At 68.4% G+C, this 25,930-nt stretch carries 30 protein-coding genes; all 30 read right to left on the reverse strand.

The features are described from left to right. Positions 1 to 91 precede the first annotated feature (91 nt). Positions 92 to 919: a type I methionyl aminopeptidase gene (map, locus tag ACWPXV_RS12205; protein ID WP_454085480.1), complete on the reverse strand. Its 828-nt coding sequence runs from the start codon at positions 917 to 919 to the stop codon at positions 92 to 94. Continuing rightward, positions 919 to 1,491: an adenylate kinase gene (locus ACWPXV_RS12210; RefSeq protein WP_454085481.1), complete on the reverse strand. Its 573-nt coding sequence runs from the start codon at positions 1,489 to 1,491 to the stop codon at positions 919 to 921. Before ACWPXV_RS12210 ends, map begins: the two co-directional genes overlap by 1 nt. Further along, a complete protein-coding gene (gene secY / locus ACWPXV_RS12215; RefSeq protein WP_454085482.1) occupies positions 1,488 to 2,792 on the reverse strand; it encodes a preprotein translocase subunit SecY in 1,305 nt (434 codons plus the stop codon). Before secY ends, ACWPXV_RS12210 begins: the two co-directional genes overlap by 4 nt. A 156-nt stretch (positions 2,793 to 2,948) precedes the next feature. Further along, positions 2,949 to 3,425 (reverse strand): 50S ribosomal protein L15, encoded by a 477-nt coding sequence (rplO, locus tag ACWPXV_RS12220; RefSeq protein ID WP_251838717.1) that lies wholly within the window; start codon positions 3,423 to 3,425, stop codon positions 2,949 to 2,951. A gap of 2 nt (positions 3,426 to 3,427) precedes the next feature. Continuing rightward, positions 3,428 to 3,610, reverse strand: coding sequence for a 50S ribosomal protein L30 (gene rpmD / locus ACWPXV_RS12225; RefSeq protein ID WP_110852546.1), 183 nt, complete (start codon positions 3,608 to 3,610; stop codon positions 3,428 to 3,430). Beyond that, a complete protein-coding gene (rpsE, locus tag ACWPXV_RS12230; protein ID WP_152187629.1) occupies positions 3,610 to 4,287 on the reverse strand; it encodes a 30S ribosomal protein S5 in 678 nt (225 codons plus the stop codon). The genes rpmD and rpsE overlap by 1 nt, the downstream gene beginning before the upstream one ends. 34 nt (positions 4,288 to 4,321) lie before the next feature. Then, entirely contained in the window at positions 4,322 to 4,693 is a 372-nt protein-coding gene (gene rplR / locus ACWPXV_RS12235; protein ID WP_251304043.1) for a 50S ribosomal protein L18, read from the reverse strand. Next, the gene (gene rplF, locus ACWPXV_RS12240) at positions 4,693 to 5,232 is read right to left on the reverse strand and encodes a 50S ribosomal protein L6 (protein ID WP_454085483.1); all 540 of its coding nucleotides are present in this window, start codon (positions 5,230 to 5,232) and stop codon (positions 4,693 to 4,695) included. Before rplF ends, rplR begins: the two co-directional genes overlap by 1 nt. Positions 5,233 to 5,250: 18 nt before the next feature. Next, entirely contained in the window at positions 5,251 to 5,649 is a 399-nt protein-coding gene (rpsH, locus tag ACWPXV_RS12245) for a 30S ribosomal protein S8 (protein WP_110852542.1), read from the reverse strand. Positions 5,650 to 5,703: 54 nt separating this feature from the next. Beyond that, positions 5,704 to 5,889, reverse strand: a complete 186-nt coding sequence (locus ACWPXV_RS12250) for a type Z 30S ribosomal protein S14 (protein ID WP_110852541.1) — start codon at positions 5,887 to 5,889, stop codon at positions 5,704 to 5,706. Between the two features lies 1 nt (position 5,890). Beyond that, positions 5,891 to 6,457: a 50S ribosomal protein L5 gene (gene rplE, locus ACWPXV_RS12255; protein WP_454085484.1), complete on the reverse strand. Its 567-nt coding sequence runs from the start codon at positions 6,455 to 6,457 to the stop codon at positions 5,891 to 5,893. 1 nt (position 6,458) lies between these two features. Continuing rightward, positions 6,459 to 6,800, reverse strand: coding sequence for a 50S ribosomal protein L24 (gene rplX, locus ACWPXV_RS12260; protein WP_152187621.1), 342 nt, complete (start codon positions 6,798 to 6,800; stop codon positions 6,459 to 6,461). Between the two features lies 1 nt (position 6,801). Then, positions 6,802 to 7,170: a 50S ribosomal protein L14 gene (rplN, locus tag ACWPXV_RS12265; protein WP_110852538.1), complete on the reverse strand. Its 369-nt coding sequence runs from the start codon at positions 7,168 to 7,170 to the stop codon at positions 6,802 to 6,804. A 73-nt stretch (positions 7,171 to 7,243) separates the two neighbouring features. Beyond that, on the reverse strand, positions 7,244 to 7,528 hold the full coding sequence (rpsQ, locus tag ACWPXV_RS12270; RefSeq protein ID WP_152187619.1) for a 30S ribosomal protein S17: 285 nt from the start codon (positions 7,526 to 7,528) through the stop codon (positions 7,244 to 7,246). An 8-nt stretch (positions 7,529 to 7,536) separates the two neighbouring features. Further along, the gene (gene rpmC / locus ACWPXV_RS12275; protein ID WP_110852537.1) at positions 7,537 to 7,776 is read right to left on the reverse strand and encodes a 50S ribosomal protein L29; all 240 of its coding nucleotides are present in this window, start codon (positions 7,774 to 7,776) and stop codon (positions 7,537 to 7,539) included. Next, positions 7,776 to 8,195, reverse strand: a complete 420-nt coding sequence (gene rplP / locus ACWPXV_RS12280) for a 50S ribosomal protein L16 (protein WP_110852536.1) — start codon at positions 8,193 to 8,195, stop codon at positions 7,776 to 7,778. Before rplP ends, rpmC begins: the two co-directional genes overlap by 1 nt. A 5-nt stretch (positions 8,196 to 8,200) precedes the next feature. Then, positions 8,201 to 9,028, reverse strand: a complete 828-nt coding sequence (rpsC, locus tag ACWPXV_RS12285) for a 30S ribosomal protein S3 (RefSeq protein WP_251304047.1) — start codon at positions 9,026 to 9,028, stop codon at positions 8,201 to 8,203. Beyond that, positions 9,028 to 9,426: a 50S ribosomal protein L22 gene (gene rplV, locus ACWPXV_RS12290; RefSeq protein WP_110852534.1), complete on the reverse strand. Its 399-nt coding sequence runs from the start codon at positions 9,424 to 9,426 to the stop codon at positions 9,028 to 9,030. The genes rpsC and rplV overlap by 1 nt, the downstream gene beginning before the upstream one ends. Before the next feature lie 50 nt (positions 9,427 to 9,476). Next, on the reverse strand, positions 9,477 to 9,758 hold the full coding sequence (gene rpsS, locus ACWPXV_RS12295) for a 30S ribosomal protein S19 (RefSeq protein ID WP_110852533.1): 282 nt from the start codon (positions 9,756 to 9,758) through the stop codon (positions 9,477 to 9,479). An 18-nt stretch (positions 9,759 to 9,776) separates the two neighbouring features. Continuing rightward, positions 9,777 to 10,613: a 50S ribosomal protein L2 gene (rplB, locus tag ACWPXV_RS12300; protein WP_152187613.1), complete on the reverse strand. Its 837-nt coding sequence runs from the start codon at positions 10,611 to 10,613 to the stop codon at positions 9,777 to 9,779. A gap of 34 nt (positions 10,614 to 10,647) precedes the next feature. Further along, positions 10,648 to 10,953, reverse strand: coding sequence for a 50S ribosomal protein L23 (gene rplW / locus ACWPXV_RS12305; RefSeq protein ID WP_110852531.1), 306 nt, complete (start codon positions 10,951 to 10,953; stop codon positions 10,648 to 10,650). Then, positions 10,950 to 11,606, reverse strand: coding sequence for a 50S ribosomal protein L4 (gene rplD, locus ACWPXV_RS12310; protein ID WP_110852530.1), 657 nt, complete (start codon positions 11,604 to 11,606; stop codon positions 10,950 to 10,952). The genes rplW and rplD overlap by 4 nt, the downstream gene beginning before the upstream one ends. Positions 11,607 to 11,608: 2 nt before the next feature. Next, positions 11,609 to 12,277, reverse strand: coding sequence for a 50S ribosomal protein L3 (gene rplC, locus ACWPXV_RS12315; protein ID WP_454085485.1), 669 nt, complete (start codon positions 12,275 to 12,277; stop codon positions 11,609 to 11,611). Positions 12,278 to 12,288: 11 nt separating this feature from the next. Then, entirely contained in the window at positions 12,289 to 12,597 is a 309-nt protein-coding gene (gene rpsJ, locus ACWPXV_RS12320; protein ID WP_110852528.1) for a 30S ribosomal protein S10, read from the reverse strand. 1,052 nt (positions 12,598 to 13,649) lie between these two features. Then, positions 13,650 to 14,843, reverse strand: coding sequence for an elongation factor Tu (tuf, locus tag ACWPXV_RS12325; RefSeq protein WP_454085486.1), 1,194 nt, complete (start codon positions 14,841 to 14,843; stop codon positions 13,650 to 13,652). Positions 14,844 to 14,964: 121 nt separating this feature from the next. Next, entirely contained in the window at positions 14,965 to 17,067 is a 2,103-nt protein-coding gene (fusA, locus tag ACWPXV_RS12330; RefSeq protein ID WP_454085487.1) for an elongation factor G, read from the reverse strand. A gap of 47 nt (positions 17,068 to 17,114) precedes the next feature. Further along, positions 17,115 to 17,585 carry a 30S ribosomal protein S7 gene (gene rpsG, locus ACWPXV_RS12335; protein WP_454085488.1) on the reverse strand — a complete coding sequence of 157 codons (471 nt, stop codon included), beginning with the start codon at positions 17,583 to 17,585 and terminating at the stop codon, positions 17,115 to 17,117. Then, positions 17,585 to 17,959 carry a 30S ribosomal protein S12 gene (rpsL, locus tag ACWPXV_RS12340; RefSeq protein ID WP_110852524.1) on the reverse strand — a complete coding sequence of 125 codons (375 nt, stop codon included), beginning with the start codon at positions 17,957 to 17,959 and terminating at the stop codon, positions 17,585 to 17,587. Before rpsL ends, rpsG begins: the two co-directional genes overlap by 1 nt. A gap of 276 nt (positions 17,960 to 18,235) precedes the next feature. Continuing rightward, a complete protein-coding gene (locus ACWPXV_RS12345; protein WP_454085489.1) occupies positions 18,236 to 22,126 on the reverse strand; it encodes a DNA-directed RNA polymerase subunit beta' in 3,891 nt (1,296 codons plus the stop codon). A gap of 92 nt (positions 22,127 to 22,218) precedes the next feature. Next, positions 22,219 to 25,734, reverse strand: coding sequence for a DNA-directed RNA polymerase subunit beta (rpoB, locus tag ACWPXV_RS12350; RefSeq protein ID WP_454085490.1), 3,516 nt, complete (start codon positions 25,732 to 25,734; stop codon positions 22,219 to 22,221). Between the last annotated feature and the right edge of the window lie 196 nt (positions 25,735 to 25,930).

The following is a 25,930-nucleotide window of genomic DNA, read 5'->3' on the forward strand; positions in this document are numbered from 1 at the left end:
TGCCGCCAGCAACCGCGGGGCGACGTGCGCGGCGCGAGTCGCGCGCGGAACTGGTCCGTAAACTCGCCGCCCCAAGCTGTGCATTCCAATATCATGCCAGAGAAACGACGCGCACGTTCCTACTTTCGAGTTCAGTCACTCCTCCGTCGGACGCAGTCAGCACACAGACGCCCTCCTCCAAAAGTGCCACCGAGTGCTCCCAGTGGGCCGCCCGGGCCCCGTCGGCGGTGACGACGGTCCAGTCGTCGGCCAGGACACGGGTCTCGATGGTGCCGCGGGTGAGCATCGGCTCGATCGCCAGGCACATCCCCGGGCGCAGCTTCGGCCCGCGCCTGGACGCGCGGTAGTTGAGGACGTCGGGCGGCTGGTGCATGGCGGTGCCGATGCCGTGGCCCACGTAGTCCTCGATGATGCCGAGGGCCTCGTTGCCGGCGGCCACGTGCGCGGCGACGGCGTCCTCGACGGCCTCACCGACGACGTCGAGCCGGCCGCCGCCCGCCAGCGCCGCGATGGCGTCCCACATCGCGGTGCGGGTGGCCTCGCTCAGCGCGTGGTCGCGCGGGTCACCCTCACCGAGGACGACGGTGAAGGCGGCGTCACCGTGCCAGCCGTCGACGACGGCCCCGCAGTCGAAGGAGACGACGTCGCCGTCGGCGAGGACGCGCTCCCCCGGGATGCCGTGGACGACCTCGTCGTTGACGGAGATGCACACGTGCGCCGGGTAGCCGTGGTAGCCGAGGAAGTTCGACCGCGCGCCGGCCCGGTCGAGGACCTGCCGGGCGACGTCGTCGAGCTCGGCGGTGGTCCGCCCGGGTGCGGCGGCCTCCCGCAGCGCCGCGTGGATCTCGGCGACGACGAGACCGGCGCGGCGCATGACCCGGATCTGCTCCGGGGTCTTGTACTCGATGCGCTCGCGCATCAGCCCGCGTTCAGCGCGGTGAGCAGGCGCTCGGTGACCTCCTCGACGGCGCCGATCCCGTCGACCCGCACGAGCAGCCCGCGCTCGGCGTAGTGGTCGGCCAGGGGCGCGGTCTGGTCGTGGTAGACCTCGAGGCGGCGACGGATGACCACGTCGGTGTCGTCGGCGCGGTTCTGCTCGGCCGCGCGGCCGAGCAGGCGCTGCACGACGACCTCGTCGTCCGCGGTGAGCTCGACGACGGCGTCCAGGGCCGTCCCGCTCGCCTCGAGCATCGCGTCGAGCTCGCGGACCTGGTCCAGGGTGCGGGGGTAGCCGTCGAGCAGGAAGCCGTCGGCGGCGTCCTCCTGGGCCAGGCGGTCCCGGACCATGTCGTTGGTGATCTCGTCGGGCACGTACTCCCCGGCGTCCATGTACCGCTGCGCGCGCTGGCCGAGCTCGGTGCGTCCGGCGACGTTGCTGCGGAAGATGTCGCCGGTGGAGATCGCCGGGATGCCGAGCGTGGAGCTCAGGCGGGTGGCCTGGGTACCCTTGCCCGCTCCGGGCGGGCCGAGGAGGACAAGACGGCGGCTCATCGGAGGAACCCTTCGTAGTGACGCTGCTGGAGCTGGGAGTCGATCTCCTTGACGGTCTGCAGACCGACGCCCACGACGATGAGGATCGAGGTGCCGCCCAGCGCGAAGCCGACGGTGTCGGGCAGGTTGAGCGCCGCGAACACGATGACCGGGAAGATCGCGATGAGCGCGAGGTACAGCGCGCCCGCCGTCGTGATCCGGGTGATGACGTACTGGAGGTACTCCGCCGTCGGGCGCCCCGCGCGGATGCCGGGGATGAAGCCGCCGTAGCGCTTCATGTTGTCCGCGACGTCGTCGGGGTTGAAGGTGATCGACGTGTAGAAGAACGCGAAGAACAGGACGAGGACGAAGTAGATCGCCATGTAGAGCGGCGCCGTGGGCGACAGGAGGTTGAGGCTCACCCACTGCACCCAGCCCTCGGTCTGGTCGCCGAACTGGGAGAACAGGCCCGGCAGCGCGAGGAGCGAGGAGGCGAAGATGACCGGGATGACACCGGCCATGTTGATCTTGATCGGGATGTAGGTGCTCGACCCGCCGTACATGCGCCGGCCCACCATGCGCTTGGCGTACTGGACGGGCACCCGACGCTGGGACTGCTCGACGAAGACGACGAGCAGGGTGATGACGAGGAGCAGCGCGATCACGATCGTCACGTTCGCGACGCCGTTGGCGGCGCCGCCGACCGACCACAGCGCCGACGGGAAGCCGGCCGCGATCGAGGTGAAGATGAGCAGCGACATGCCGTTGCCGACACCGCGCTCGGTGATGAGCTCGCCCAGCCACATGATGAGGCCCGTGCCCGCCGTCATGACGATGATCATGATGACGATCGTCATGACCGAGTCGTTGGGGATGAGGGGGACGGAGCAGCCGGGGATGAGGTTGCCGCTGCGGGCCATCGTGATCATCGTCGTCGACTGGAGGACGGCGAGGAAGATCGTCAGGTAGCGGGTGTACTGCGTGAGCTTGGCCTGCCCCTGCTGGCCCTCCTTCTGCAGCGCCTCGAAGCGCGGGATGACCACGCGCAGCAGCTGGGTGATGATGCTCGCGGTGATGTAGGGCATGATGCCCAGCGCGAAGATCGACAGCTGCAGCAGGGCGCCGCCGGAGAAGAGGTTGACGAGGCCGAGGAGGTCGTTGGTGCTGCCGACGGCCTCGAGACACTGCTGCACGTTCGGGTAGGAGACCCCCGGGGTGGGGATGACGGACCCGAGGCGGAAGATCGCCATGATCCCCAGCGTGAAGAGCAGCTTGCGCCGCAGGTCCGGCGTACGGAACGCCTGGGCGAATGCGCTGAGCAATCTTCCTCCTGCAATGGTGACGACGGCGGGCGACATAGCCCGCGTCGGCGGTCTGGACCGCAACGTACTGTACCTGTTCCGAGACGTGGCCTGTGCCACGTCCCGGGAGAGCACGAACGGGCGGCCCGGCGTCCGGACCGCCCGTTCGTCGGCGACTCAGGCCTGGGTCAGGGACCCGCCTGCTGCCTCGATCTTCTCCTGCGCCGAGACCGACCACGCGTTGGCCACGATGTCGAGCTTGACGGTGATCTCACCGCTGCCCAGCACCTTGACCAGCTGGCCGGAGCGCACGGCGCCCTTGGCGACGAGGTCGTCGACCGTCACGGAGCCACCCTCGGGGAAGAGAGCGGACAGACGGTCGAGGTTGACGACCTGGTACTCGACGCGGAAGGGGTTCTTGAAGCCGCGGAGCTTGGGCAGCCGCATGTGCAGCGGCATCTGCCCGCCCTCGAAGCCGGCCGGCACCTGGTAGCGGGCCTTGGTGCCCTTGGTGCCGCGACCCGCGGTCTTGCCGCGCTTGCCACCCTCACCGCGTCCGACGCGGATCTTGGCGCTCTTGGCACCGGGGGCGGGACGCAGGTGGTGCACCTTGAGGGTGCGTGCCTGCTCGGGAGTCTGCTTGGACTCTGCCATGGTTACTTGACCTCCTCGACGGAGACCAGGTGGGCCACCGTCGTGATCATGCCGCGGACCTCGGGACGGTCCTCACGCACGACGCTCCGGCCGATCCGGCCCAGACCGAGCGTGCGCAGGGTCTGGCGCTGGTTCTCCTTGCCGCCGATCGCGGACTTCGTCTGCGTGACCTTGAGCTGTGCCATCACGCACCGACCTTCCCGGCAGCCTCAGCCTGCTTCTCCTCGCGAGCCGCAGCCTCGCCAGCCGCGCGGTTGCGCAGCATGACGGCGGGGGCGACACGCTCGAGCGGCAGACCACGGCGGGCCGCGACGGACTCGGGCTGCTCGAGGTTGCGCAGCGCCTGGGCGGTGGCGTGCACGATGTTGATCGCGTTCTCCGAGCCGAGCGACTTGCTCAGCACGTCGTGGATCCCGGCGCAGTCGAGGACGGCGCGGACCGGACCACCGGCGATGACGCCGGTACCCGGGGCGGCGGGGCGCAGGAAGACCACGCCTGCCGCGGCCTCGCCGGTGACGGCGTGCGGGATCGTCTTCTGGATCATCGGGACGCGGAAGAAGTTCTTCTTCGCCTCCTCGACACCCTTCGCGATCGCGGCCGGCACCTCCTTGGCCTTGCCGTAGCCGACGCCGACCGTCCCGTTGCCGTCCCCGACGACGACGAGAGCGGTGAAGCTGAAGCGACGACCACCCTTGACGACCTTGGAGACGCGGTTGATCGTGACGACGCGCTCGATGAACTCGTTCCTCGGCTCGGCGGCGCCGCGACGGCCCTCGCCCCGGCGACCGCCGGAACGCTCGCCGCCGGCGGCGGGGCCGGCGCCGGTACCGGAACCGGTCCTGCTTCGCTGCGGTGCAGCCATCAGATGTTCCTTTGCTCTCGTACGTTCACGCTGGTCACAGGGCGAGCCCGCCCTCACGGGCGCCGTCGGCGACGGCGGCCACGCGGCCGTGGTACCGGTTGCCGCCGCGGTCGAACACCGCGGTCTCGACACCGGCAGCCTTGGCACGCTCGGCGACGAGCTCGCCGACGCGACGCGCCTTGGCGACCTTCTCGTCGTCCGACGCCCGAAGGTCGGCCTCGAGGGTCGAGGCGGACGCGATGGTGGTGCCGCTCGTGTCGTCGACCAGCTGCGCGACCATGTGGCGCGAGGAGCGGGTGACGACCAGGCGGGGACGCTCGGCCGTGCCGGAGACCTTCTTGCGGACACGGAGGTGACGGCGCCCGCGAGCGGCGTTCTTGCCCTTGCCCTTGACGGACAGTGCCATCACTTACCTGCCTTTCCGGCCTTGCGGCGGACCTGCTCGCCGGCGTAGCGCACGCCCTTGCCCTTGTAGGGCTCGGGCTTGCGGATCTTGCGGATGTTGGCGGCCAGCTCGCCGACCTGCTGCTTGTCGATCCCGGAGACCGTGAGCTTGGTGGGGGCGTCGACGGTGACCGTCACACCCTCCGGCGGCTCGATGACGACCGGGTGGGAGAAGCCGAGCGCCAGCTCGACGGCGGAACCCTTGGCGACGGCGCGGTAACCCGTGCCGACGATCTCGAGCTTGCGCTCGTAGCCCTGGGTGACGCCGGTGACGAGGTTGGCGATGAGCGTGCGGGTGAGGCCGTGCAGCGAACGCGACTCGCGCTCGTCGTTCGGCCGGGTCACGAGGATCGCACCCGCGTCGTCGCGAACGACGGCGATGGGGGCGGGAACGGTGTGGGTGAGGGTGCCCTTGGGCCCCTTGACGGTCACGACCGAGCCCTCGATGGTGACGTCGACACCTGCGGGGACCGGGACGGGGACCTTTCCGATACGGGACATGTCTCTACTCCTTCCCGGCTACCAGACGTAGGCGAGGACTTCCCCGCCAACGCCCTTGGTCTGTGCCTCGCGGTCGGTGAGCAGACCGGAGGAGGTGGACAGGATCGCCACGCCCAGGCCGCCGAGGACTCGGGGCAGGTTGGTGGACTTGGCGTACACGCGCAGTCCGGGCTTGGACACGCGGCGCACACCGGCGAGCGAGCGCTCGCGCTGGGGGCCGAACTTCAGCTGGAGCGTGAGGTTCTTGCCCACCGGGGCGTCCTCGACGTCCCAGCCGGCGATGTAACCCTCGGTCTTGAGGATCTCGGCGATGTTCTGCTTGAGCTTCGAGTACGGCATGGTCACCGACTCGTGGTACGCCGAGTTGGCGTTACGCAGACGCGTGAGCATGTCTGCGATGGGGTCTGTCATTGTCATCGGGCCTCGGCCCTTCCTCGTCGGGGTTTCCTACGGGACCTACGACGTAGTCGTTTACCAGCTGCTCTTCGTGATGCCGGGGAGCTGGCCGGCAAGGGCCATCTCCCGCAGGCAGATCCGGCACAGGCCGAACTTGCGGTAGACCGAGTGCGGACGGCCGCACCGCTGGCACCGGGTGTAGGCGCGCACCGCGAACTTGGGCTTGCGGTTCGCCTTCTGGATCAGGGCGGTCTTCGCCACGTCAGTTCTCCTTGAACGGGAAGCCGAGGTGCTTGAGCAGCGAGCGTCCCTCGTCGTCGGTCTTAGCGGTGGTGACGACCGTGATGTCCATGCCGCGCACGCGGTCGATCTTGTCCTGGTCGATCTCGTGGAACATCGACTGCTCGTTGAGACCGAAGGTGTAGTTCCCGTTCCCGTCGAACTGCTTGGGCGAGAGCCCACGGAAGTCGCGGATACGGGGCAGGGCGATCGACAGCAGGCGGTCGAGGAACTCCCACATGCGGTCGCCGCGCAGCGTGACGTGGGCGCCGATGGGCTGACCCTCACGCAGCTTGAACTGGGCGATCGACTTGCGGGCCTTCGTCACCTGCGGCTTCTGGCCGGTGATGAGAGCCAGGTCGCGGATCGCGCCCTCGATGAGCTTGGAGTCGCGTGCTGCGTCCCCCACGCCCATGTTGACGACGATCTTGGTCAGACCGGCGACCTGGTTGACGTTCGGGTGCTGGAACTCCTCACGCAGCGCGGCGAGGATCTCCTCGCGGTAGCGCAGCTTGAGGCGCGGGCTCGTTGCGGTGGTGGTCTCGCTCATGTCAGATGTCCTTACCGGAGCGCTTGGCGACGCGGACACGCTGCGTGCGCTCCACGCCGTCGCGCTCGACCGTCTCGGTGCGGATCCCGACCCGGGTGCCCTTCTTGGTCTCCGGGTCGACGACCATGACGTTGCTGGCGTGGATAGCCGCCTCGATGGTCTCGATGCCACCGGTCTTGGCGCCGCGGCCGGACTGGCCGACCTTGGTGTGGCGCTTCATGCGCTGCACACCCTCGACGACGACGCGGTCACGCTCGACGTCGACCTCGAGGACACGGCCCTGCTTGCCCTTGTCGCGGCCTGCAATGACGACCACGAGGTCGCCCTTCTTGATCCGAGCCATCTCAGATCACCTCCGGAGCCAGGGAGACGATGCGCATGAACTTCTTGTCGCGCAGCTCGCGGCCCACGGGGCCGAAGATGCGGGTTCCGCGCGGCTCGCCGTCAGCCTTGAGGATGACGGCGGCGTTCTCGTCGAAGCGGATGTAGGAACCGTCGGGGCGACGACGCTGCTTGGCAGCGCGCACGACGACAGCCTTGACGACGTCGCCCTTCTTGACGTTGCCGCCGGGGATGGCGTCCTTGACGGTGGCGACGATGACGTCACCGATACCGGCGTAGCGCCGGCCGGAGCCTCCGAGCACACGGATGCACAAGATCTCCTTGGCACCGGTGTTGTCGGCGACCTTCAGTCGCGACTCCTGCTGGATCATTCGATGTACTCCTGTCGTCGAGCCGGTTCTCAGCCAGGGCCGAGCCTTGCCGAACGGATGGGGGGCTGGTGGGCTACTTGGCCTTCTCGACGATGTCGAGAAGTCGCCAGCGCTTGGTCGCGCTCAGCGGCCGCGTCTCCATGATGCGGACGAGGTCGCCGACGCCGGCCGAGTTGGCCTCGTCGTGCGCCTTGACCTTGCTCGTGCGGCGGATGACCTTGCCGTACAGCGGGTGCTTGACGCGGTCCTCCACCTCGACGACGACGGTCTTGTCCATCTTGTCGGACACCACGTAGCCACGGCGCACCTTGCGGTCGTTACGCTCCTGCGTGGTGGTCTCTTCGGTGTTCTCGCTCATGGCCTCGATCACTTCTCGCTGCTGGGCGCGGTGCGGATGCCGAGCTCGCGCTCGTGCACGATGGTGTAGATGCGGGCGATGTCGCGACGCACGGCCTTGAGCCGACCGTGGTCCTCGAGCTGCCCGGTGGCCGAGGAGAAGCGCAGCTTGAACAGCTCCTCCTTGGCCTTCGCGAGCTCTTCAGCCAGGGTCTCGTCGGTCATCCCGTCCAGGTCGAACGGAGTCAGGCCCTTGGAACCGATAGCCATCAGCCTTCACCACCCTCACGGCTCACGAAACGAGTCTTCATGGGGAGCTTGTGCTGCGCGCGGGACAGGGCCTCGCGTGCCAGCTCCTCGGGGACACCGGCCAGCTCGAAGAGCACGCGGCCGGGCTTGACGTTGGCGACCCACCACTCGGGCGAGCCCTTGCCGGAACCCATGCGGGTCTCAGCCGGCTTCTTGGTCAGCGGGCGGTCGGGGTAGATGTTGATCCACACCTTTCCACCACGCTTGATGTGCCGCGTCATGGCGATACGGGCGGCCTCGATCTGCCGGTTGGTGACGTACGCGGGCTCGAGAGCCTGGATCGCGAACTCACCGAAGGCGATCTCGGTGCCACCCTTGGCCACGCCGGAGCGCTTGGGGTGGTGCTGCTTGCGGAACTTGGTCCGCCGGGGGATGAGCATCTCGCTCAGGCCTCCGTTCCTGACTCGGCGGGGGCTGCGGCCTGCTCGGCAGGCGCGCCCTCGGTCTGCTCGGCCTGGCGAGGACCACGGGCACCCTCGGGCCGGCGGCCACGGGGACGGTCGGCGCCGCCACGCTCGCCGGCGCGGCCACGGCCACGCGGGGTGGCGTCGGCCTGCTCACGAGCGAACTCGCGCTCGGTCTGGTCGCCCTTGTAGATCCACACCTTGACGCCGATGCGCCCGAAGGTGGTGCGGGCCTCGAAGAAGCCGTAGTCGATGTTCGCGCGCAGGGTGTGCAGCGGCACGCGGCCCTCGCGGTAGAACTCCGAGCGCGACATCTCGGCGCCGCCGAGACGGCCGGAGCACTGCACCCGGATGCCCTTGGCGCCGGCGCGCTGGGCGGACTGCATGCCCTTGCGCATCGCACGACGGAAGGACACGCGGCTGGCGAGCTGCTCGGCGATGCCCTGGGCGACGAGCTGAGCGTCGATCTCGGGGTTCTTGACCTCGAGGATGTTCAGCTGCACCTGCTTGCCCGTGAGCTTCTCGAGCTCCCCGCGGAGGCGGTCGGCCTCGGCGCCGCGGCGGCCGATGACGATGCCCGGACGCGCGGTGTGGAGGTCGACGCGGACCCGGTCACGGGTGCGCTCGATGTCGACCTTGGAGATGCCGGCGCGCTCGAGACCAGAGGCCATGAGCTTGCGGATGGCGACGTCCTCGCGGACGTAGTCGCGGTACCGCTGCCCGGGCTTGGTGCTGTCTGCGAACCACCGCGAACGGTGGTCAGTGGTGATGCCGAGCCGGAACCCGGTCGGGTTGACCTTCTGACCCACTATCGGGTCCTCCCCTTCGTTCCAGCGGCGGATGAGCTCGCGCCGACCTTGCTGTCGTCGCCCACGACCACGGTGATGTGGCTCGTGCGCTTGAGGATCCGGCTCGCGCTGCCCTTGGCCCGGGGCCGGAAGCGCTTGAGCGTCGGTCCCTCGTCCACGAATGCCGCGCTGATGACGAGAGCGTTCTCGTCGAACGCCTCACCGGCCTGGTCGGCCTTGACGCGAGCATTGGCGATCGCGCTCTCCACGACCTTACGCACCGTCTCGGCTGCCGCCTGAGGGGCGAACCGCAGCACGGTCACGGCCTCGGAGGCGCGCTGACCGCGGATGGTGTCCACGACGCGCCGAGCCTTGAGGGGCGTGACGCGCACGTATCGCGCCTGCGCCTTGGCTTCCATCATTCCTGCCTTACTTGTCGGATGTGCGGGTTGCTGGGTCACCAGACGCCTCAGCGGCGTCGGGCCTTGCGGTCGTCCTTGTCGTGCCCGCGATAGGTGCGGGTCGGGGCGAACTCCCCCAGCTTGTGGCCGACCATCGACTCGGTGATGAAGACCGGGACGTGCTTGCGGCCGTCGTGCACCGCGAAGGTGTGGCCCAGGAAGTCGGGCGTGATGACCGACCGGCGGGACCAGGTCTTGATGACGTTCTTGGAGCCCGTCTCGTTGGCCGTGTCCACCTTCTTGAGCAGGTGGCCGTCGACGAAGGGACCCTTCTTGAGGCTGCGAGGCATCTCGTCGCTCTCCTACTCTCAGCGCTTCTTGCCGGTGCGCCGGCGGCGCACGATGAGCTGGTCGCTCGGCTTGTTCGGACGGCGGGTCCGGCCCTCGGGCTGACCCCAGGGGCTGACCGGGTGGCGACCACCGGAGGTCTTACCCTCACCACCACCGTGGGGGTGGTCGACGGGGTTCATCGCGACACCACGGACGGTCGGGCGCTTGCCCTTCCACCGCATGCGGCCGGCCTTGCCCCAGTTGATGTTCGACTGCTCGGCGTTGCCGACCTCACCGATGGTGGCGCGGCAGCGCGAGTCGACGTTGCGGATCTCACCGGAAGGCATCCGCAGCTGGGCCATCGTGCCCTCACGGGCGACGAGCTGGACCGACGCACCGGCCGAGCGGGCGATCTTCGCGCCGCCACCGGGCTTGAGCTCGATGGCGTGGATGACCGTACCGACGGGGATGTTGCGCAGCGGCAGGTTGTTGCCCGGCTTGATGTCCGCGCCGGGGCCGTTCTCGATGACGGTGCCGACCGAGATCTTGTTCGGCGCGATGATGTAGCGCTTCTCGCCGTCGGCGTAGTGCAGGAGCGCGATGCGCGCCGTGCGGTTGGGGTCGTACTCGATGTGCGCGACCTTCGCCGGCACGCCGTCCTTGTCGTGACGGCGGAAGTCGATGACGCGGTAGGCACGCTTGTGGCCACCACCCTTGTGACGGGTGGTGATGCGACCGGTGCTGTTACGGCCACCGCTCTTGCTGAGCGGACGGACCAGCGACTTCTCGGGCTGCGACCGGGTGATCTCGACGAAGTCGGCCACGCTCGAGCCACGACGGCCCGGCGTCGTCGGCTTGTACTTACGGATTGCCATGGGTGTCGATCCTCAATCTCTCCAGCGCGCGGCGTCAGCCGGCAACTTCACCGAAGATGTCGATGGTGCCCTCGCGCAGCGTGACGATCGCGCGCTTGGTGTCCTTACGCTTGCCGAGGCCGGTGCGGGTCCGCCGGGTCTTGCCCTGACGGTTCGCCGTGTTCACCGAGCTGACCTTGACCTGGAAGATCGCCTCGACGGCGTTCTTGATCTCGGTCTTGTTCGAGCGCGGGTCGACGAGGAAGGTGTACTTCCCCTCGTCGATGAGGCTGTAGCTCTTCTCGGAGACCACCGGGGCGATGATGACGTCCCGGGGGTTCTTGTTGTGCTCGATGCTCACTTGCCATCCTCCTCGCGCGGCGCGGCGGTCCCGAGGAACTCCTCGAGGGCGGCGGCCGTGAACACGACGTCGTCGTTGACGAGGACGTCGTAGGTGTTGAGCTGGTCGACCCAGATGAGGTGGGTGCTGGGGACGTTGCGCAGCGACTTGAGCGTGAGCTCGTCACCGCGGGCCAGCACGACCAGGGCGCTCCGCTCGGCCACGACGTTGCGCAGCGCGGCGAGTGCGGCGGACGTCTTGGGCACGTCGCTCGAGACGAGCTCGCTGACGACGTGGAGACGGCCGGCGCGAGCGCGGTCCGAGAGGGCGCCACGGAGGGCGGCGGCCTTCATCTTCTTGGGGGTGCGCTGGGTGTAGTCGCGCGGGACGGGCCCGTGGACGACGCCACCGCCGGCGTACTGAGGCGCACGGATCGAGCCCTGACGGGCGCGGCCGGTGCCCTTCTGGCGGTACGGCTTCTTGCCACCACCGCGGACCTCGGCCCGCGTCTTGGTCTTCGCGGTGCCCTGGCGCGCGGCGGCGAGCTGGGCGACGACGACCTGGTGGATGAGCGGCACGTTCGTGGGGACGTCGAAGATCGCGGCGGGCAGCTCGGCGGAGCCGGACTTCTTGCCCGTGGCGTCCAGGACGTCGACAGTCTGGGTGTCAGCCATGGTCACGCCCCCTTCACAGCGGTACGGACGACGACGACGCCGCGCTTCGGGCCGGGGATCGGGCCGGCAACGAGCAGCAGGCCCCTCTCGACGTCGACGGCGTGGATCGTGAGGTTCTGGGTGGTCTGGCGCTTGTGGCCCATGCGACCGGCCATCCGCTGGCCACGGAACACGCGGCCGGGCGTCGAGGCCCCGCCGATCGAGCCGGGCTTGCGGTGGTTGCGGTGCGCACCGTGGGAGGCGCCGACGCCGGAGAAGCCGTGACGCTTCATGACGCCCGCGGTGCCCTTGCCCTTCGTCGTGCCGATGACGTCGACGACGGTGCCGGCCTCGAACGCGTCAGCGCGCAGCTCCTGGCCGACGGTGTAGCTGTCGGACTCGGAGGTGCGGACCTCGGTGACGAAGCGGCGCGGCGTCGTGCCGGCCTTCTCGAAGTGGCCCTTGAGGGGCTGGGTGACCTTGCGCGGGTCGATCTCGCCGAAGGCGAGCTGTACGGCGCTGTACCCGTCAGTCTCGGGGGTCCGCAGCTGGGTCACCACGTTGGTGCCCACCTGCACGACGGTCACCGGGACGAGCTGTCCGTCCTGGTCCCAGACCTGGGTCATGCCGAGCTTGGTGCCGAGCAGGGCCGTGACGGGCCTGCTCGCAGCCTGCTTGGTGAAGGTAGTCATTGTGGCGAACCTCAGAGCTTGATCTCGATGTTGACGTCAGCGGGCAGGTCGAGCCGCATGAGCGAGTCAACGGCCTTCGGCGTCGGGTCGATGATGTCGATGAGGCGCTTGTGGGTGCGCATCTCGAACTGCTCGCGGCTGTCCTTGTACTTGTGCGGTGAACGAATGACGACGAAGACGTTCTTCTCCGTCGGCAGCGGCACCGGACCCACGACCGTCGCACCAGCGCGAGTCACCGTGTCGACGATCTTGCGCGCCGAGCTGTCGATGACTTCGTGGTCGTAGGACTTGAGCCTGATGCGGATCTTCTGTCCCGCCATGGCGTCGTCTAACCTCTCTCGTACCGCTCTGTTACCGTCCCCCGCGCTCGGGCGTGTCGCGCTGTGCGAACACACCTGAGCACGGCGCATCGTCGATGCGGGGCCCTTGTGCTTGCTTGTGGAGCCAGGGCTCGGGGCCCGACTCAGCCTGACACCCGGGGGCACGCCCCCAGGCAACCGGAACAGTCTGCCAGACCGACCCACCTCATGGCGAATCGTCCCGGCATTGTCCGGTGTGTTCTTGGTCATCGGCGAGCCGTAGGCCCTCCGACAAGCTTGTCGGCGCTCGTGGTGCGGTCACCGCGAGCACGCATGCCGGGCTCTCACCCGACCCGATCTACCCTACCAGCCCGCGCGCCTCCTTGACGAGGCCGGTCGCGTGACCTCCCGCACCGCGTCTGCTGGCCCCCTCCCCGACCGGCAGCCGGGTCCCTCCGCCCTCCCGCCGGCCGCCGCACCCTCCGCCCCCGCCGCCGACAGTCGGATCGCGCCCCCTCACCGCCGACAGCCGAATTCCTCCGCCCACGGCTGGCAGCCGGATGCGTCCCCCGCCCGCCGACAGCCGGATTCCTCCACCCACGGCTGGCAGCCGGATGCGTCCCCCTGCCCGCCGACAGCCGGATTCCTCCACCCACGGCTGGCAGCCGGATGCGTCCCCCTGCCCGCCGACAGCTGGATCCCGCCCGTGCACCAACGCCGATGCCGCAGGTCCGGCTGCCGGCGCGAGGACGTCGAGTGCGCAGCGACGCAGGGGCCCGGCCGCCGCGGCGCGAGGCGCGGAGGGGTGGGGTGCGACGTGGGGCGCGGCACGGCGCGGGGCCCGGTCCGCCGCCGCGAGGCGCGCATGGGTGGGGTGCTGCGTGCGGTGCGGAGCGGCGCGGGGCCCGGTCCCGCCTCGGCGCGCAGCGTGGACGGGTGGCGTGCTGCCGCGGGGCGGGATCCAGCTGTCGGCGCGGGAGGGTGGGCAGGCGCGGGGACGCCGAAGGGCCCGGCGAGCGTGCTCGCCGGGCCCTCGGGTCGTGCTGGGTGCTGGGTCTAGGCCCAGCGCCAGATCACTGCAGGATCTTGACGACGCGGCCGGAGCCCACGGTGCGGCCACCCTCACGGATGGCGAAGCCGAGGCCCTCCTCCATCGCGATCGGCTGGATGAGGTCGACCGTCATCTCGGTGTTGTCGCCGGGCATGACCATCTCGGTGCCCTCGGGCAGCTGGATGACGCCGGTGACGTCCGTGGTGCGGAAGTAGAACTGCGGGCGGTAGTTCGAGTAGAAGGGGTTGTGACGCCCACCCTCGTCCTTGCTCAGGATGTAGACCTGGGCCTCGAACTTCGTGTGCGGGGTGATCGAACCCGGCTTGACGACGACCTGGCCACGCTCGACCTCCTCGCGCTTGGTGCCACGGAGGAGCAGGCCGACGTTCTCACCAGCCTCGGCGGTGTCGAGGAGCTTGCGGAACATCTCGACGCCGGTGACGGTCGTCTTGATGGACTTCTCCTTGATACCGACGATCTCGACCTCGTCGTTGACCTTGAGCGCGCCGCGCTCGACACGACCGGTGACGACGGTGCCACGACCGGTGATCGTGAAGACGTCCTCGATCGGCATGAGGAAGGGCTTGTCGATGTCGCGCTCCGGGGTCGGAACGTTCTCGTCGACAGCGGTCATGAGCTCCTCGACGGAGGCGACCCACTTCGGGTCACCCTCGAGGGCCTTGAGCGCGGAGACGCGCACGACCGGCGCGTCGTCGCCCGGGAACTCCTGGCTCGAGAGCAGGTCGCGGACCTCGACCTCGACGAGCTCGAGGATCTCCTCGTCGTCGACCATGTCGGACTTGTTCAGCGCGACGAGGACGTAGGGCACGCCGACCTGGCGGGCGAGCAGGACGTGCTCACGCGTCTGGGCCATCGGGCCGTCGGTCGCCGCGACCACGAGGATCGCGCCGTCCATCTGCGCGGCACCCGTGATCATGTTCTTGATGTAGTCCGCGTGACCGGGAGCGTCGACGTGGGCGTAGTGGCGCGCCTCGGTCTGGTACTCGACGTGCGAGACGTTGATCGTGATACCGCGCTGACGCTCCTCGGGAGCGTTGTCGACCTGGTCGAACGGCGTGAACGCGTTCAGGTCGGGGTACTTGTCCGCCAGCACCTTGGAGATGGCCGCGGTCAGCGTCGTCTTACCGTGGTCGACGTGACCGATGGTGCCGATGTTGACGTGCGGCTTGGTCCGCTCGAACTTGGCCTTCGCCACTTGTGTCCTCCTGGGACTCGGGTAGTTGTCTGCTCAGCGTCAGGTGCGTGTGCGCCTGTCGGGGAGCAAGCCCTACGGGTCGGTTTGTGAAAAGGGGGTACTGCTGGTCGACCAGTGGGACTTACTCGCCCCGGGTCTTCTTGATGATCTCCTCGGCAACGTTCCGAGGAACCTCGGCGTAGCTGTCGAACTGCATCGAGTACACCGCGCGACCCTGGGTCTTGGACCGCAGGTCACCGACGTAGCCGAACATCTCCGACAGCGGCACCAGTGCGCGAACGACCTTGATGCCAGTCGCGTCCGTCATGGACTGGATCATTCCACGACGAGAGTTGAGGTCGCCGATGACGTCGCCCATGTACTCCTCGGGCGTACGCACCTCGACGTCCATGACGGGCTCGAGGAGCACGGGGTCCGCCTTGCGGACACCCTCCTTGAACACCATCGAGCCGGCGATCTTGAAGGCCATCTCCGAGGAGTCGACCTCGTGGTATCCACCGTCGAGCAGGATCGCCTTGACACCCACCATGGGGTAGCCGGCGAGGACACCGTTCTGCATGGAGTCCTGGATGCCCGCGTCCACGCTCGGGATGTACTCGCGCGGGATGCGGCCACCGGTGACCTTGTTCTCGAACTCGTAGAGCTCGCCCTCGGCGGTGTCGAGGGGCTCGAAGGTGACCTGCACCTTCGCGAACTGGCCGGAGCCACCGGTCTGCTTCTTGTGCGTGTAGTCGACCTTCTCGGCCTTGCGGCGGATGGTCTCGCGGTAGGCGACCTGCGGCTTGCCGACGTTCGCCTCGACCTTGAACTCGCGACGCATGCGGTCGACGAGGACGTCGAGGTGGAGCTCACCCATGCCGCCGATGACGGTCTGGCCGGTCTCGTCGTCCAGGCGGACGGTGAAGGTCGGGTCCTCCTCGGCGAGCTTCTGGATCGCGGTGCCCAGCTTCTCCTGGTCACTCTTGGTCTTCGGCTCGACCGCCACGTGGATGACGGGCTCGGGGAAGCTCATCGACTCGAGGACGATCGGGGCGTCCTGGGCGCACAGGGTGTCACCGGTGGTGGTGTCCTTGAGGCCGATGAACGCGTAGATGTGGCCCGCGTGGGCCTCCTCGACCGGGTTCTCCTTGTTGGAGTGCATCTGGAAGAGCTTGCCGACGCGCTCCTTCTTGCCCTTGGTCGAGTTGAGGACCTGGGCGCCCTGCGTGGCGGTACCGGAGTACACGCGCACGTAGGTGAGCTTGCCGAAGAACGGGTGCACGGCGACCTTGAAGGCCAGTGCCGAGAACGGCTCGTCCTCGCTGGGCAGACGGGTCAGCTCCTTCTCCTCGTCACCGACGGCGTGGCCAACCATGGGCGGCACGTCGAGCGGGGAGGGGAGGTAGTCGATGACGGCGTCGAGGATGGGCTGCACGCCCTTGTTCTTGAACGCGGTGCCGCAGAAGACGGGGAAGGCGTCGCCCGTGACCGTGAGGGCGCGGACGCCCTTCTTGATCTCCTCGGGGGTCAGCTCCTCGCCGCCGAGGTACTTCTCGAGCAGCTCCTCGTCAGCCTCGGCCACGGCCTCGACCAGCTCGGCGCGGTACTGGGCCACCTTCTCGACGAGGTCCGCGGGGACCTCCTCGATCGTGTAGTCCTCACCGATCTGGACCTCGCCACGCCAGGTGAGCGCGCGGTTGTAGACGACGTCGACGACACCGATGAAGTCCGACTCCGCCCCGATCGGCACCTGCATGACGAGCGGCTTGGCCTTGAGGCGGTCCTTGATGGTCTGCACGGTGAAGTAGAAGTCCGCACCGAGCTTGTCCATCTTGTTGACGAAGCAGATGCGCGGGACGTTGTACTTGTCCGCCTGCCGCCACACGGTCTCCGACTGCGGCTCGACACCCTCCTTGCCATCGAAGACGGCGACGGCGCCGTCGAGGACGCGCAGCGAGCGCTCCACCTCGACGGTGAAGTCGACGTGCCCGGGGGTGTCGATGATGTTGATCTGGTTGTCGTGCCAGTAGCAGGTGGTGGCAGCCGACGTGATCGTGATGCCGCGCTCCTGCTCCTGCTCCATCCAGTCCATCGTGGAGGCGCCGTCGTGCGTCTCCCCGATCTTGTAGTTGATGCCGGTGTAGAACAGGATCCGCTCGGTGGTCGTCGTCTTGCCGGCGTCGATGTGCGCCATGATGCCGATGTTGCGGACCTTGGTCAGATCGGTCAGCACGTCAAGTGCCACAGGAGACTCTCTTCAGTCGATTTCGTGCAGGACGGCAGGGCGACGAACTACCAGCGGTAGTGCGCGAAGGCCCGGTTGGACTCGGCCATCTTGTGGGTGTCCTCGCGGCGCTTGACCGCGGCACCGAGGCCGTTGGAGGCGTCGAGGATCTCGTTCATGAGGCGCTCGGTCATCGTCTTCTCGCGACGGGCGCGGGCGTAGTCGACGAGCCAGCGCAGGGCGAGCGTGGTCTGCCGGGAGGGGCGGACCTCGACGGGCACCTGGTAGGTGGCGCCACCGACGCGGCGGGAACGGACCTCGAGGGAGGGGCGGACGTTCTCCAGCGCGCGCTTGAGGATCGCGGTGGGGTCACCGTCGGTCTTCTCGCGAACACCCTCGAGGGCGTCGTAGACGATCTTCTCGGCGGTGGACTTCTTGCCGTCCCGCAGGATGCGGTTGACGAGCTGGGTGACGGTCGGCGAGCCGTAGACCGGGTCGACGACGAGCGTCCGCTGAGGTGCGGGACCCTTGCGCGGCATTACTTCTTCTCCTTCTTCGCGCCGTAACGGCTGCGAGCCTGCTGGCGACCACGGACACCCTGGGTGTCGAGCGCGCCGCGCACGATCTTGTAGCGGACGCCGGGGAGGTCCTTCACGCGACCACCGCGGACGAGCACGATGGAGTGCTCCTGGAGGTTGTGACCGACGCCGGGGATGTAGGCCGTGACCTCGATCCCGCTGGACAGGCGCACGCGCGCGACCTTGCGGAGCGCCGAGTTCGGCTTCTTCGGGGTCGTCGTGTACACGCGGGTGCACACCCCGCGCCGCTGGGGGCTGCCCTTGAGGGCGGGCGTCTTCGACGTCGAGGTCTTGACGCTGCGGCCCTTGCGGACCAGCTGCTGAATCGTGGGCACTACGTCTCCGTCTCGGATGTGTTTCTCTGCTTGATGTTCGCCCGGCGCACCGGGTGGGCTGCCGGCCTGACCGCGTGGCGGTCGTCTGCTGGCCCCTGCCCCCCGCACTCGGGAGTGTCGCCGGGCCTGCGGATCACAAGCACGCACGAGGGACCCGATGTCGCGGGCACCGCCCAGTAGCGTACTCTGCCGCAGTTTCTTGCGTCAAAGCGTGGCGGCTTGACGTCCGTCACGCGTTCCGTGGGGCGGCCGCACTGCGGCCGCCCCACGGACTGGTCACACGCCGCGGAAGTCCACGCCGAAGGAGTCCGGACCGAAGTCCAGCTCCTCGAGCATGATCGGGTCCGAGCCGCCCTGGACGAAGTCCAGCTCGCTGTAACCCAGCTGGGAGAAGGCCTTCGCCTTCGCCTCCTCGGTCGGCTCGACGTCCACGTTGCGGTAGCGGGGCAGGCCCGTACCGGCGGGGATGAGCTTTCCGAGGATGACGTTCTCCTTGAGGCCGAGCAGCGGGTCGCGACGACCGCTCATCGCGGCCTCGGTCAGCACCTTGGTGGTCTCCTGGAAGGAGGCCGCCGACAGCCACGAGTCCGTGGCCAGCGACGCCTTGGTGATGCCCATGAGCTCGGGACGGCCGGAGGCCGGCGTCCCACCCTCGGAGACCGTGCGACGGTTCTCGTCCTCGAAGCGGCCACGCTCGGCGAGCTCGCCCGGCAGGAGCCGGGACTCGCCCGAGTCGAGCACGGTGACGCGCTTGAGCATCTGCCGGACGATGACCTCGACGTGCTTGTCGTGGATGTCCACGCCCTGGGAGCGGTAGACCTCCTGGACCTGGTCGACGAGGTGCTTCTGGACCGCACGCGGGCCGAGGATCCGCAGGACCTTCTTCGGGTCCACGGCGCCGGCGACGAGCTGGCGGCCGACGGCGACGTGCTCGCCGTCCTCGACCAGCAGGCGCACGCGCTTGGAGACCGGGTAGGCCAGGTCCTCACCGCCGTCGTCGCGGACGACGACGATCTTGCGGGTGCGCTCCGAGTCGTCGATCTTCACGCGGCCGGCGGCCTCGCTGATCGGCGCCTCACCCTTGGGGGTGCGGGCCTCGAAGAGCTCCTGGATACGGGGCAGACCCTGGGTGATGTCCTCGGCCGAGGCCGCACCACCGGTGTGGAAGGTGCGCATCGTCAGCTGCGTGCCGGGCTCACCGATGGACTGCGCCGCGATGATGCCGACGGCCTCGCCGATGTCGACGAGCTTGCCGGTGGCCAGCGAGCGGCCGTAGCACTTGGCGCAGGTCCCCACGCGGGACTGGCAGGTGAGGACCGAGCGGACCTTGACCTGCGTGACCCCGGCGGCGACGAGCCGCGCGATGAGGACGTCACCGACGTCCGCGCCGGCCTCGGCGACGACGGTGCCGTCGTCGGTCGTGGCGTCCTGCGCGAGCGTGCGGGCGTAGACGCTGGTCTCGACGGTGTCGAGCAGCAGCAGGCCCCCGGAGGAGTCCGTCTCCGCGATCGGCAGCGTCAGCCCCAGCGAGGTCCCGCAGTCGTCCTCGCGGACGATGACGTCCTGGGAGACGTCGACGAGACGACGGGTGAGGTAGCCGGAGTCGGCGGTCCGCAGCGCGGTGTCCGCCAGACCCTTACGGGCGCCGTGCGTCGCGGTGAAGTACTCGAGGACCGACAGGCCCTCGCGGTAGTTCGACTTGATCGGACGCGGGATGATCTGGCCCTTGGGGTCGGCGACCAGACCACGCATACCGGCGATCTGACGCACCTGGTGCCAGTTACCACGGGCACCGGAGGTCACCATGCGGAAAATGTTGTTGTCCGCCGGGAAGTTCACCCGCATCGCCTGGTCGACCTCGTTGGTCGCCTGGGTCCAGATGTCGATGAGCTCGGAGCGACGCTCCTCCTCGCTGCGGCGGCCGAGGTCGTACTCGCGCTGGACCTTCTGCGCCTTCTCCTCGTAGGACTCGAGGATGTGCGCCTTGGTGTCCGGGGCGACGACGTCGGAGATCGCGATCGTGACGCCCGAGCGGGTGGCCCAGTAGAAACCGGCCTCCTTGAGGGCGTCCAGGCTCGCGGCCACCTCGACCTTCGGGTAGCGCTCGGCGAGGTCGTTGACGATCCCCGAGAGCTCCTTCTTGCCGACGACGCCGTTGACGAACGGGTAGTCGATCGGCAGCGCCTCGTTGAACAGCGCACGGCCCAGGGAGGTCTCGAGGATGATCGAGTCACCCTCCTCCCAGCCCTCCGGTGCCGTCCAGCCGAGCGGCGGGACGAGGTCGGTGAAGCGGATCCGCACGGTCGCGCCGAGGTCGAGCTCGCCGGCGTCGAAGGCCATCCGCGCCTCGGAGGGCGAGCCGAAGACCCGGCCCTCCCCCACGCCGCCGGCCTTGTCACCGGTGAGGTGGAACAGGCCGATGATCATGTCCTGCGTGGGCATGGTCACCGGACGGCCGTCCGAGGGCTTGAGGATGTTGTTGCTCGAGAGCATGAGGATGCGGGCCTCGGCCTGCGCCTCGGTGCTCAGCGGCAGGTGCACGGCCATCTGGTCGCCGTCGAAGTCGGCGTTGAAGGCGCCGCACACGAGCGGGTGGAGCTGGATGGCCTTGCCCTCGACGAGCTGCGGCTCGAAGGCCTGGATGCCGAGGCGGTGCAGCGTGGGGGCACGGTTGAGCAGCACGGGGTGCTCGGTGATGACCTCCTCGAGCACGTCCCACACCTGGGTGCGGGCGCGCTCGACCATCCGCTTGGCGGCCTTGATGTTCTGCGCGTGGTTGAGGTCCACGAGCCGCTTCATGACGAAGGGCTTGAAGAGCTCGAGCGCCATCTGCTTGGGCAGGCCGCACTGGTGCAGCTGCAGCTGCGGGCCGACGACGATGACCGAACGGCCGGAGTAGTCGACGCGCTTGCCGAGCAGGTTCTGACGGAAACGTCCCTGCTTGCCCTTGAGCATGTCGGAGATCGACTTGAGCGCGCGGTTGCCGGGTCCGGTGACCGGACGGCCACGGCGGCCGTTGTCGAACAGCGAGTCCACGGCCTCCTGGAGCATCCGCTTCTCGTTGTTGACAATGATCTCCGGCGCGCCGAGGTCGAGCAGCCGCTTGAGGCGGTTGTTCCGGTTGATGACGCGGCGGTAGAGGTCGTTGAGGTCGGAGGTCGCGAAGCGGCCACCGTCCAGCTGGACCATCGGGCGCAGGTCCGGCGGGATGACCGGGACGGCGTCCAGGACCATGCCCAGCGGCGAGTTCTCCGTGGTGAGGAACGCGTTGACGACCTTGAGGCGCTTGAGGGCGCGGGTCTTGCGCTGACCGGTCCCCGTGGAGATGGTCTCGCGCAGCGACTCCGCCTCGGCGGCCAGGTCGAAGGTCTCCAGGCGCTTCTGGATGGCCTCGGCCCCCATGTAGCCCTTGAAGTAGATGCCGTAGCGGGCCTGGAGCTCGCGGTAGAGCAGCTCGTCGCCCTCGAGGTCACCGACCTTGAGGTTCTTGAACCGGTCCCAGATCGTGTCGAGACGGTCGAGGTCCTGGTCGGCGCGCTTGCGCAGCTGCGCCATCTCGCGCTCGGCGGACTTGCGCAGCTTCTCGCGGGCGTCGGCCTTGGCCCCGGCCTGCTCGAGCTCGGCGAGGTCCTCCTCCAGGCGCTTGGCACGGGCCTCGATGTCGGTGTCGCGCTTGCGCTCGACGTCCTGCTTCTCGAGGTCCATCTCGTTCTGGAGGCTGGACAGGTCCTCGTGGCGACCGTCCTGGTCGACCTCGGTGATCATGTACGCCGCGAAGTAGATGACCTTCTCGAGGTCCTTCGGGGCGAGGTTGAGGAGGTACCCGAGGCGCGAGGGGACGCCCTTGAAGTACCAGATGTGGGTGACGGGGGCGGCGAGCTCGATGTGGCCCATCCGCTCACGGCGCACCTTGGAGCGCGTGACCTCGACACCGCAGCGCTCACAGATGATGCCCTTGTAGCGCACGCGCTTGTACTTGCCGCAGTTGCACTCCCAGTCCCGGGTGGGACCGAAGATCCGCTCGCAGAACAGGCCGTCCTTCTCCGGCTTGAGCGTGCGGTAGTTGATCGTCTCGGGCTTCTTGACCTCTCCGTGGGACCAACCACGGATCTCCGATGCCGTGGCCAGGCCGATGTGGAGCTGGTCGAAGACATTGACGTCGAGCAAGGTTTCCTACTTCCTTCGGTGTGTCACCGTGTGGAATCCAAACGGGGCCGGCGGGGCTGCCGTGACCGGGAGGTCACGGCAGCCGCGGCCTCTTAGATGTCGTCGACGCTGCTGGCGTCGGGACGACGCGACAGGTCGATCCCGAGCTCGTCGGCGGCCCGGTAGACCTCCTCGTCGGCGTCACGCAGCTCGATGGCGTTGCCCTCCGCGTCCAGGGCCTCGACGTTCAGGCACAGGGACTGCATCTCCTTCATGAGCACCTTGAAGGACTCGGGGATGCCGGGCTCGGGGATGTTCTCGCCCTTGACGATGGCCTCGTACACCTTGACGCGTCCGGGGATGTCGTCGGACTTGATCGTCAGGAGCTCCTGCAGCGCGTAGGCGGCGCCGTAGGCCTCCAGGGCCCACACCTCCATCTCACCGAAGCGCTGGCCACCGAACTGTGCCTTACCACCCAGCGGCTGCTGCGTGATCATCGAGTACGGGCCGGTGGAGCGGGCGTGGATCTTGTCGTCCACGAGGTGGTGGAGCTTGAGGATGTACATGTAGCCGACGGCGACGGGCTCGGGGAAGGGCTCCCCGGAGCGGCCGTCGAACAGACGGGCCTTGCCGTCGGTGCCGACCATCCGCTCGCCGTCACGGTTGGGCGTGGTGTGGCCGAGGAGACCGGTGAGCTCGTGCTCGTGGATGCCGTCGAAGACGGGCGTCGCGACCGGGGTCCCGGCCTCTCCGCGCAGCGCACCCTCGGGCAGGTTCTCGGTCCACGTGCCCTCGCCCTGCGGCGCGTCGGTGGCGTCCCAGCCCTGCTTGGCGACCCACCCGAGGTGGGTCTCGAGCACCTGGCCGACGTTCATGCGGCCGGGCACACCGAGCGGGTTGAGGATGATGTCGACGGGCGTGCCGTCCTCGAGGAAGGGCATGTCCTCGACCGGGAGGATCTTGGAGATGACACCCTTGTTGCCGTGGCGCCCGGCGAGCTTGTCGCCGTCGGTGATCTTGCGGCGCTGGGCGATGTAGACGCGCACCATCTGGTTGACGCCGGCGGGCAGCTCGTCGTCCTCGTCCGCGTTGAACTCCTGGATACCGATGACGGTCCCGGACTCACCGTGGGGCACCTTGAGAGAGGTGTCGCGCACCTCGCGGGCCTTCTCGCCGAAGATCGCGCGGAGCAGGCGCTCCTCGCTCGTCAGCTCGGTCTCACCCTTGGGCGTGACCTTGCCGACGAGGATGTCGCCGGCGCTGACCTCGGCACCGATACGGATGATGCCGCGCTCGTCGAGGTCGGCGAGGACGTCCTCGGAGACGTTCGGGATGTCCCGGGTGATCTCCTCGGCGCCCAGCTTCGTGTCGCGGGCGTCGACCTCGTGCTCCTCGATGTGGATCGAGGACAGGACGTCCTCGGCCACGAGGCGCTGGGAGAGGATGATCGCGTCCTCGTAGTTGTGGCCCTCCCACGACATGAACGCGACGAGGAGGTTGCGGCCCAGGGCCAGCTCGCCGTCGTCGGTCGCCGGGCCGTCGGCCAGCGCGGAGCCGACCTCGACGCGGTCGCCCTCGTCGACCAGCACGCGCTGGTTGTAGGAGGTGCCCTGGTTGGAGCGACGGAACTTCGCGACGCGGTAGACCTGGTTCGTGCCGTCGTCGGCGGCCACGTGGATCGAGTCCGCGGAGACCTCGGTGACGACACCGGGCTTGCTCGCCGTGATGACGTCGCCGGCGTCGACCGCCGCGCGGCGCTCCATGCCGGTGCCCACGAGCGGGGCCTCGCTGCGGACCAGCGGGACCGCCTGACGCTGCATGTTGGCGCCCATGAGCGCACGGTTCGCGTCGTCGTGCTCGAGGAAGGGGATCATCGCGGTCGCGACGGAGACCATCTGGCGGGCGGAGACGTCCATGTAGTCGATCTCCGACTGCGGGACGGTGGCCATCTCGCCACTGCCGCCGCTGGCCCGGACGAGCACCTGCTCCTCGCGGAAGTTGCCGTCGTCGTCGAGCTTGGCGTTCGCCTGCGCGATGACGTAGCGGTCCTCGTCGTCGGCGGTGAGGTAGTCGACGTCGTCGGTCACCCGGCCGTCGACGACGCGACGGTAGGGGGTCTCGACGAAGCCGAAGGGGTTGATGCGCGCGAAGGTCGCGAGCGAGCCGATGAGGCCGATGTTCGGGCCCTCAGGGGTCTCGATCGGGCACATGCGGCCGTAGTGCGAGGGGTGGACGTCACGGACCTCCATCGCCGCGCGGTCACGGGACAGACCACCCGGGCCGAGGGCGTTGAGACGACGCTTGTGCGTCAGCCCGGCCAGCGGGTTGTTCTGGTCCATGAACTGCGACAGCTGCGACGTGCCGAAGAACTCCTTGATGGAGGCGACGACGGGCCGGATGTTGATGAGGGTCTGCGGCGTGATCGCCTCGACGTCCTGCGTGGTCATGCGCTCGCGCACGACGCGCTCCATCCGGGACAGACCCGTGCGGATCTGGTTCTGGATGAGCTCGCCGACGGACCGGATGCGGCGGTTGCCGAAGTGGTCGATGTCGTCGGTCTCGACGCGCACCGTGACCTGCTCGCCGTCGCGCTCGACGGTGTACTCCGTCTCGCCCTTGTGGAGGGCGAGGAGGTAGCGGACCGCGGCCTTGATGTCCTCGACGCGCAGCACGGACTCGGTGAGGTCACCGCTCGTGCCGAGCTTCTTGTTCACCTTGTAGCGGCCGACCTTGGCGAGGTCGTAGCGCTTGGAGTTGAAGTAGTAGTTGTCGAGGAGGTTGCGACCGGCCTCGACCGTCGGCGGCTCGCCGGGGCGGACCTTGCGGTAGATGTCGAGCAGGGCCTCGTCCTGGGTGCTGACGTTGTCCTTCTCGAGGGTCTCCAGCAGGACCGGGTAGTCGGCGAACTCCTCGCGGATCTCGCTCTCGGTCATGCCGAGCGCACGCAGGAAGACGGTGATCGACTGCTTGCGCTTGCGGTCGATGCGGATCCCGACGGCGTCGCGCTTGTCGATCTCGAACTCGAGCCAGGCGCCGCGCGAGGGGATGATCTTCGTCGTGAAGATGTCCTTGTCGGACGTCTTGTCGGCGCTGCGCTCGAAGTACACGCCCGGGGAGCGGACGAGCTGGGAGACGACGACACGCTCGGTGCCGTTGATGATGAACGTGCCGCGCTCGGTCATGAGCGGGAAGTCACCCATGAAGACCGTCTGCGACTTGATCTCGCCGGTCTCGTAGTTGGTGAACTCCGCCGTGACGAACAGCGGAGCGGCGTAGGTGAAGTCCTTCTCCTTGCACTCCTCCGGCGTGTACTTCGCCGGCTCGAAGCGGTGGTCGTTGAAGGAGAGGGACATCGACTGGCCGAAGTCCTCGATCGGGGAGATCTCCGCGAAGATCTCCTCCAGCCCCGAGGTGCGGGGAACGTTCTTGTCGCCCTGCTCGATGGCAGCGGCGACGCGGTCGCGCCACGCCGGGTTGCCGAGGAGCCAGTCGAAGCTCTCGGTCTGCAGCCCGAGAAGATCGGGCGCCTGGAGCGGCTCCTGGATCTTGGCGAACGAGACACGGCGCGAGGCGAGCCGTGTGGCGATGTCTTCAGCGGTGGGAACAGAAGAGGTGCGCGAGGCAGCCAAAGGGGGTCCTTCCCTGCGAATTGTGTGCACACTGCGCTGTCGGGACTGTCTCCTCGTCGCGTCGACCCAGCACGCGGCAGGGTTCGGGGCGGCAGACAGGCAGGCAGAAGTCAGCGCAAAGCGACAGCATACACACGTGCGCAGGGCTATGTCCAGCGCACCGTCGCGCTGTGGGCCCTGGTCTGGCCGACGCCGC

It is taken from the genome of Georgenia sp. Marseille-Q6866 (assembly GCF_965111665.1).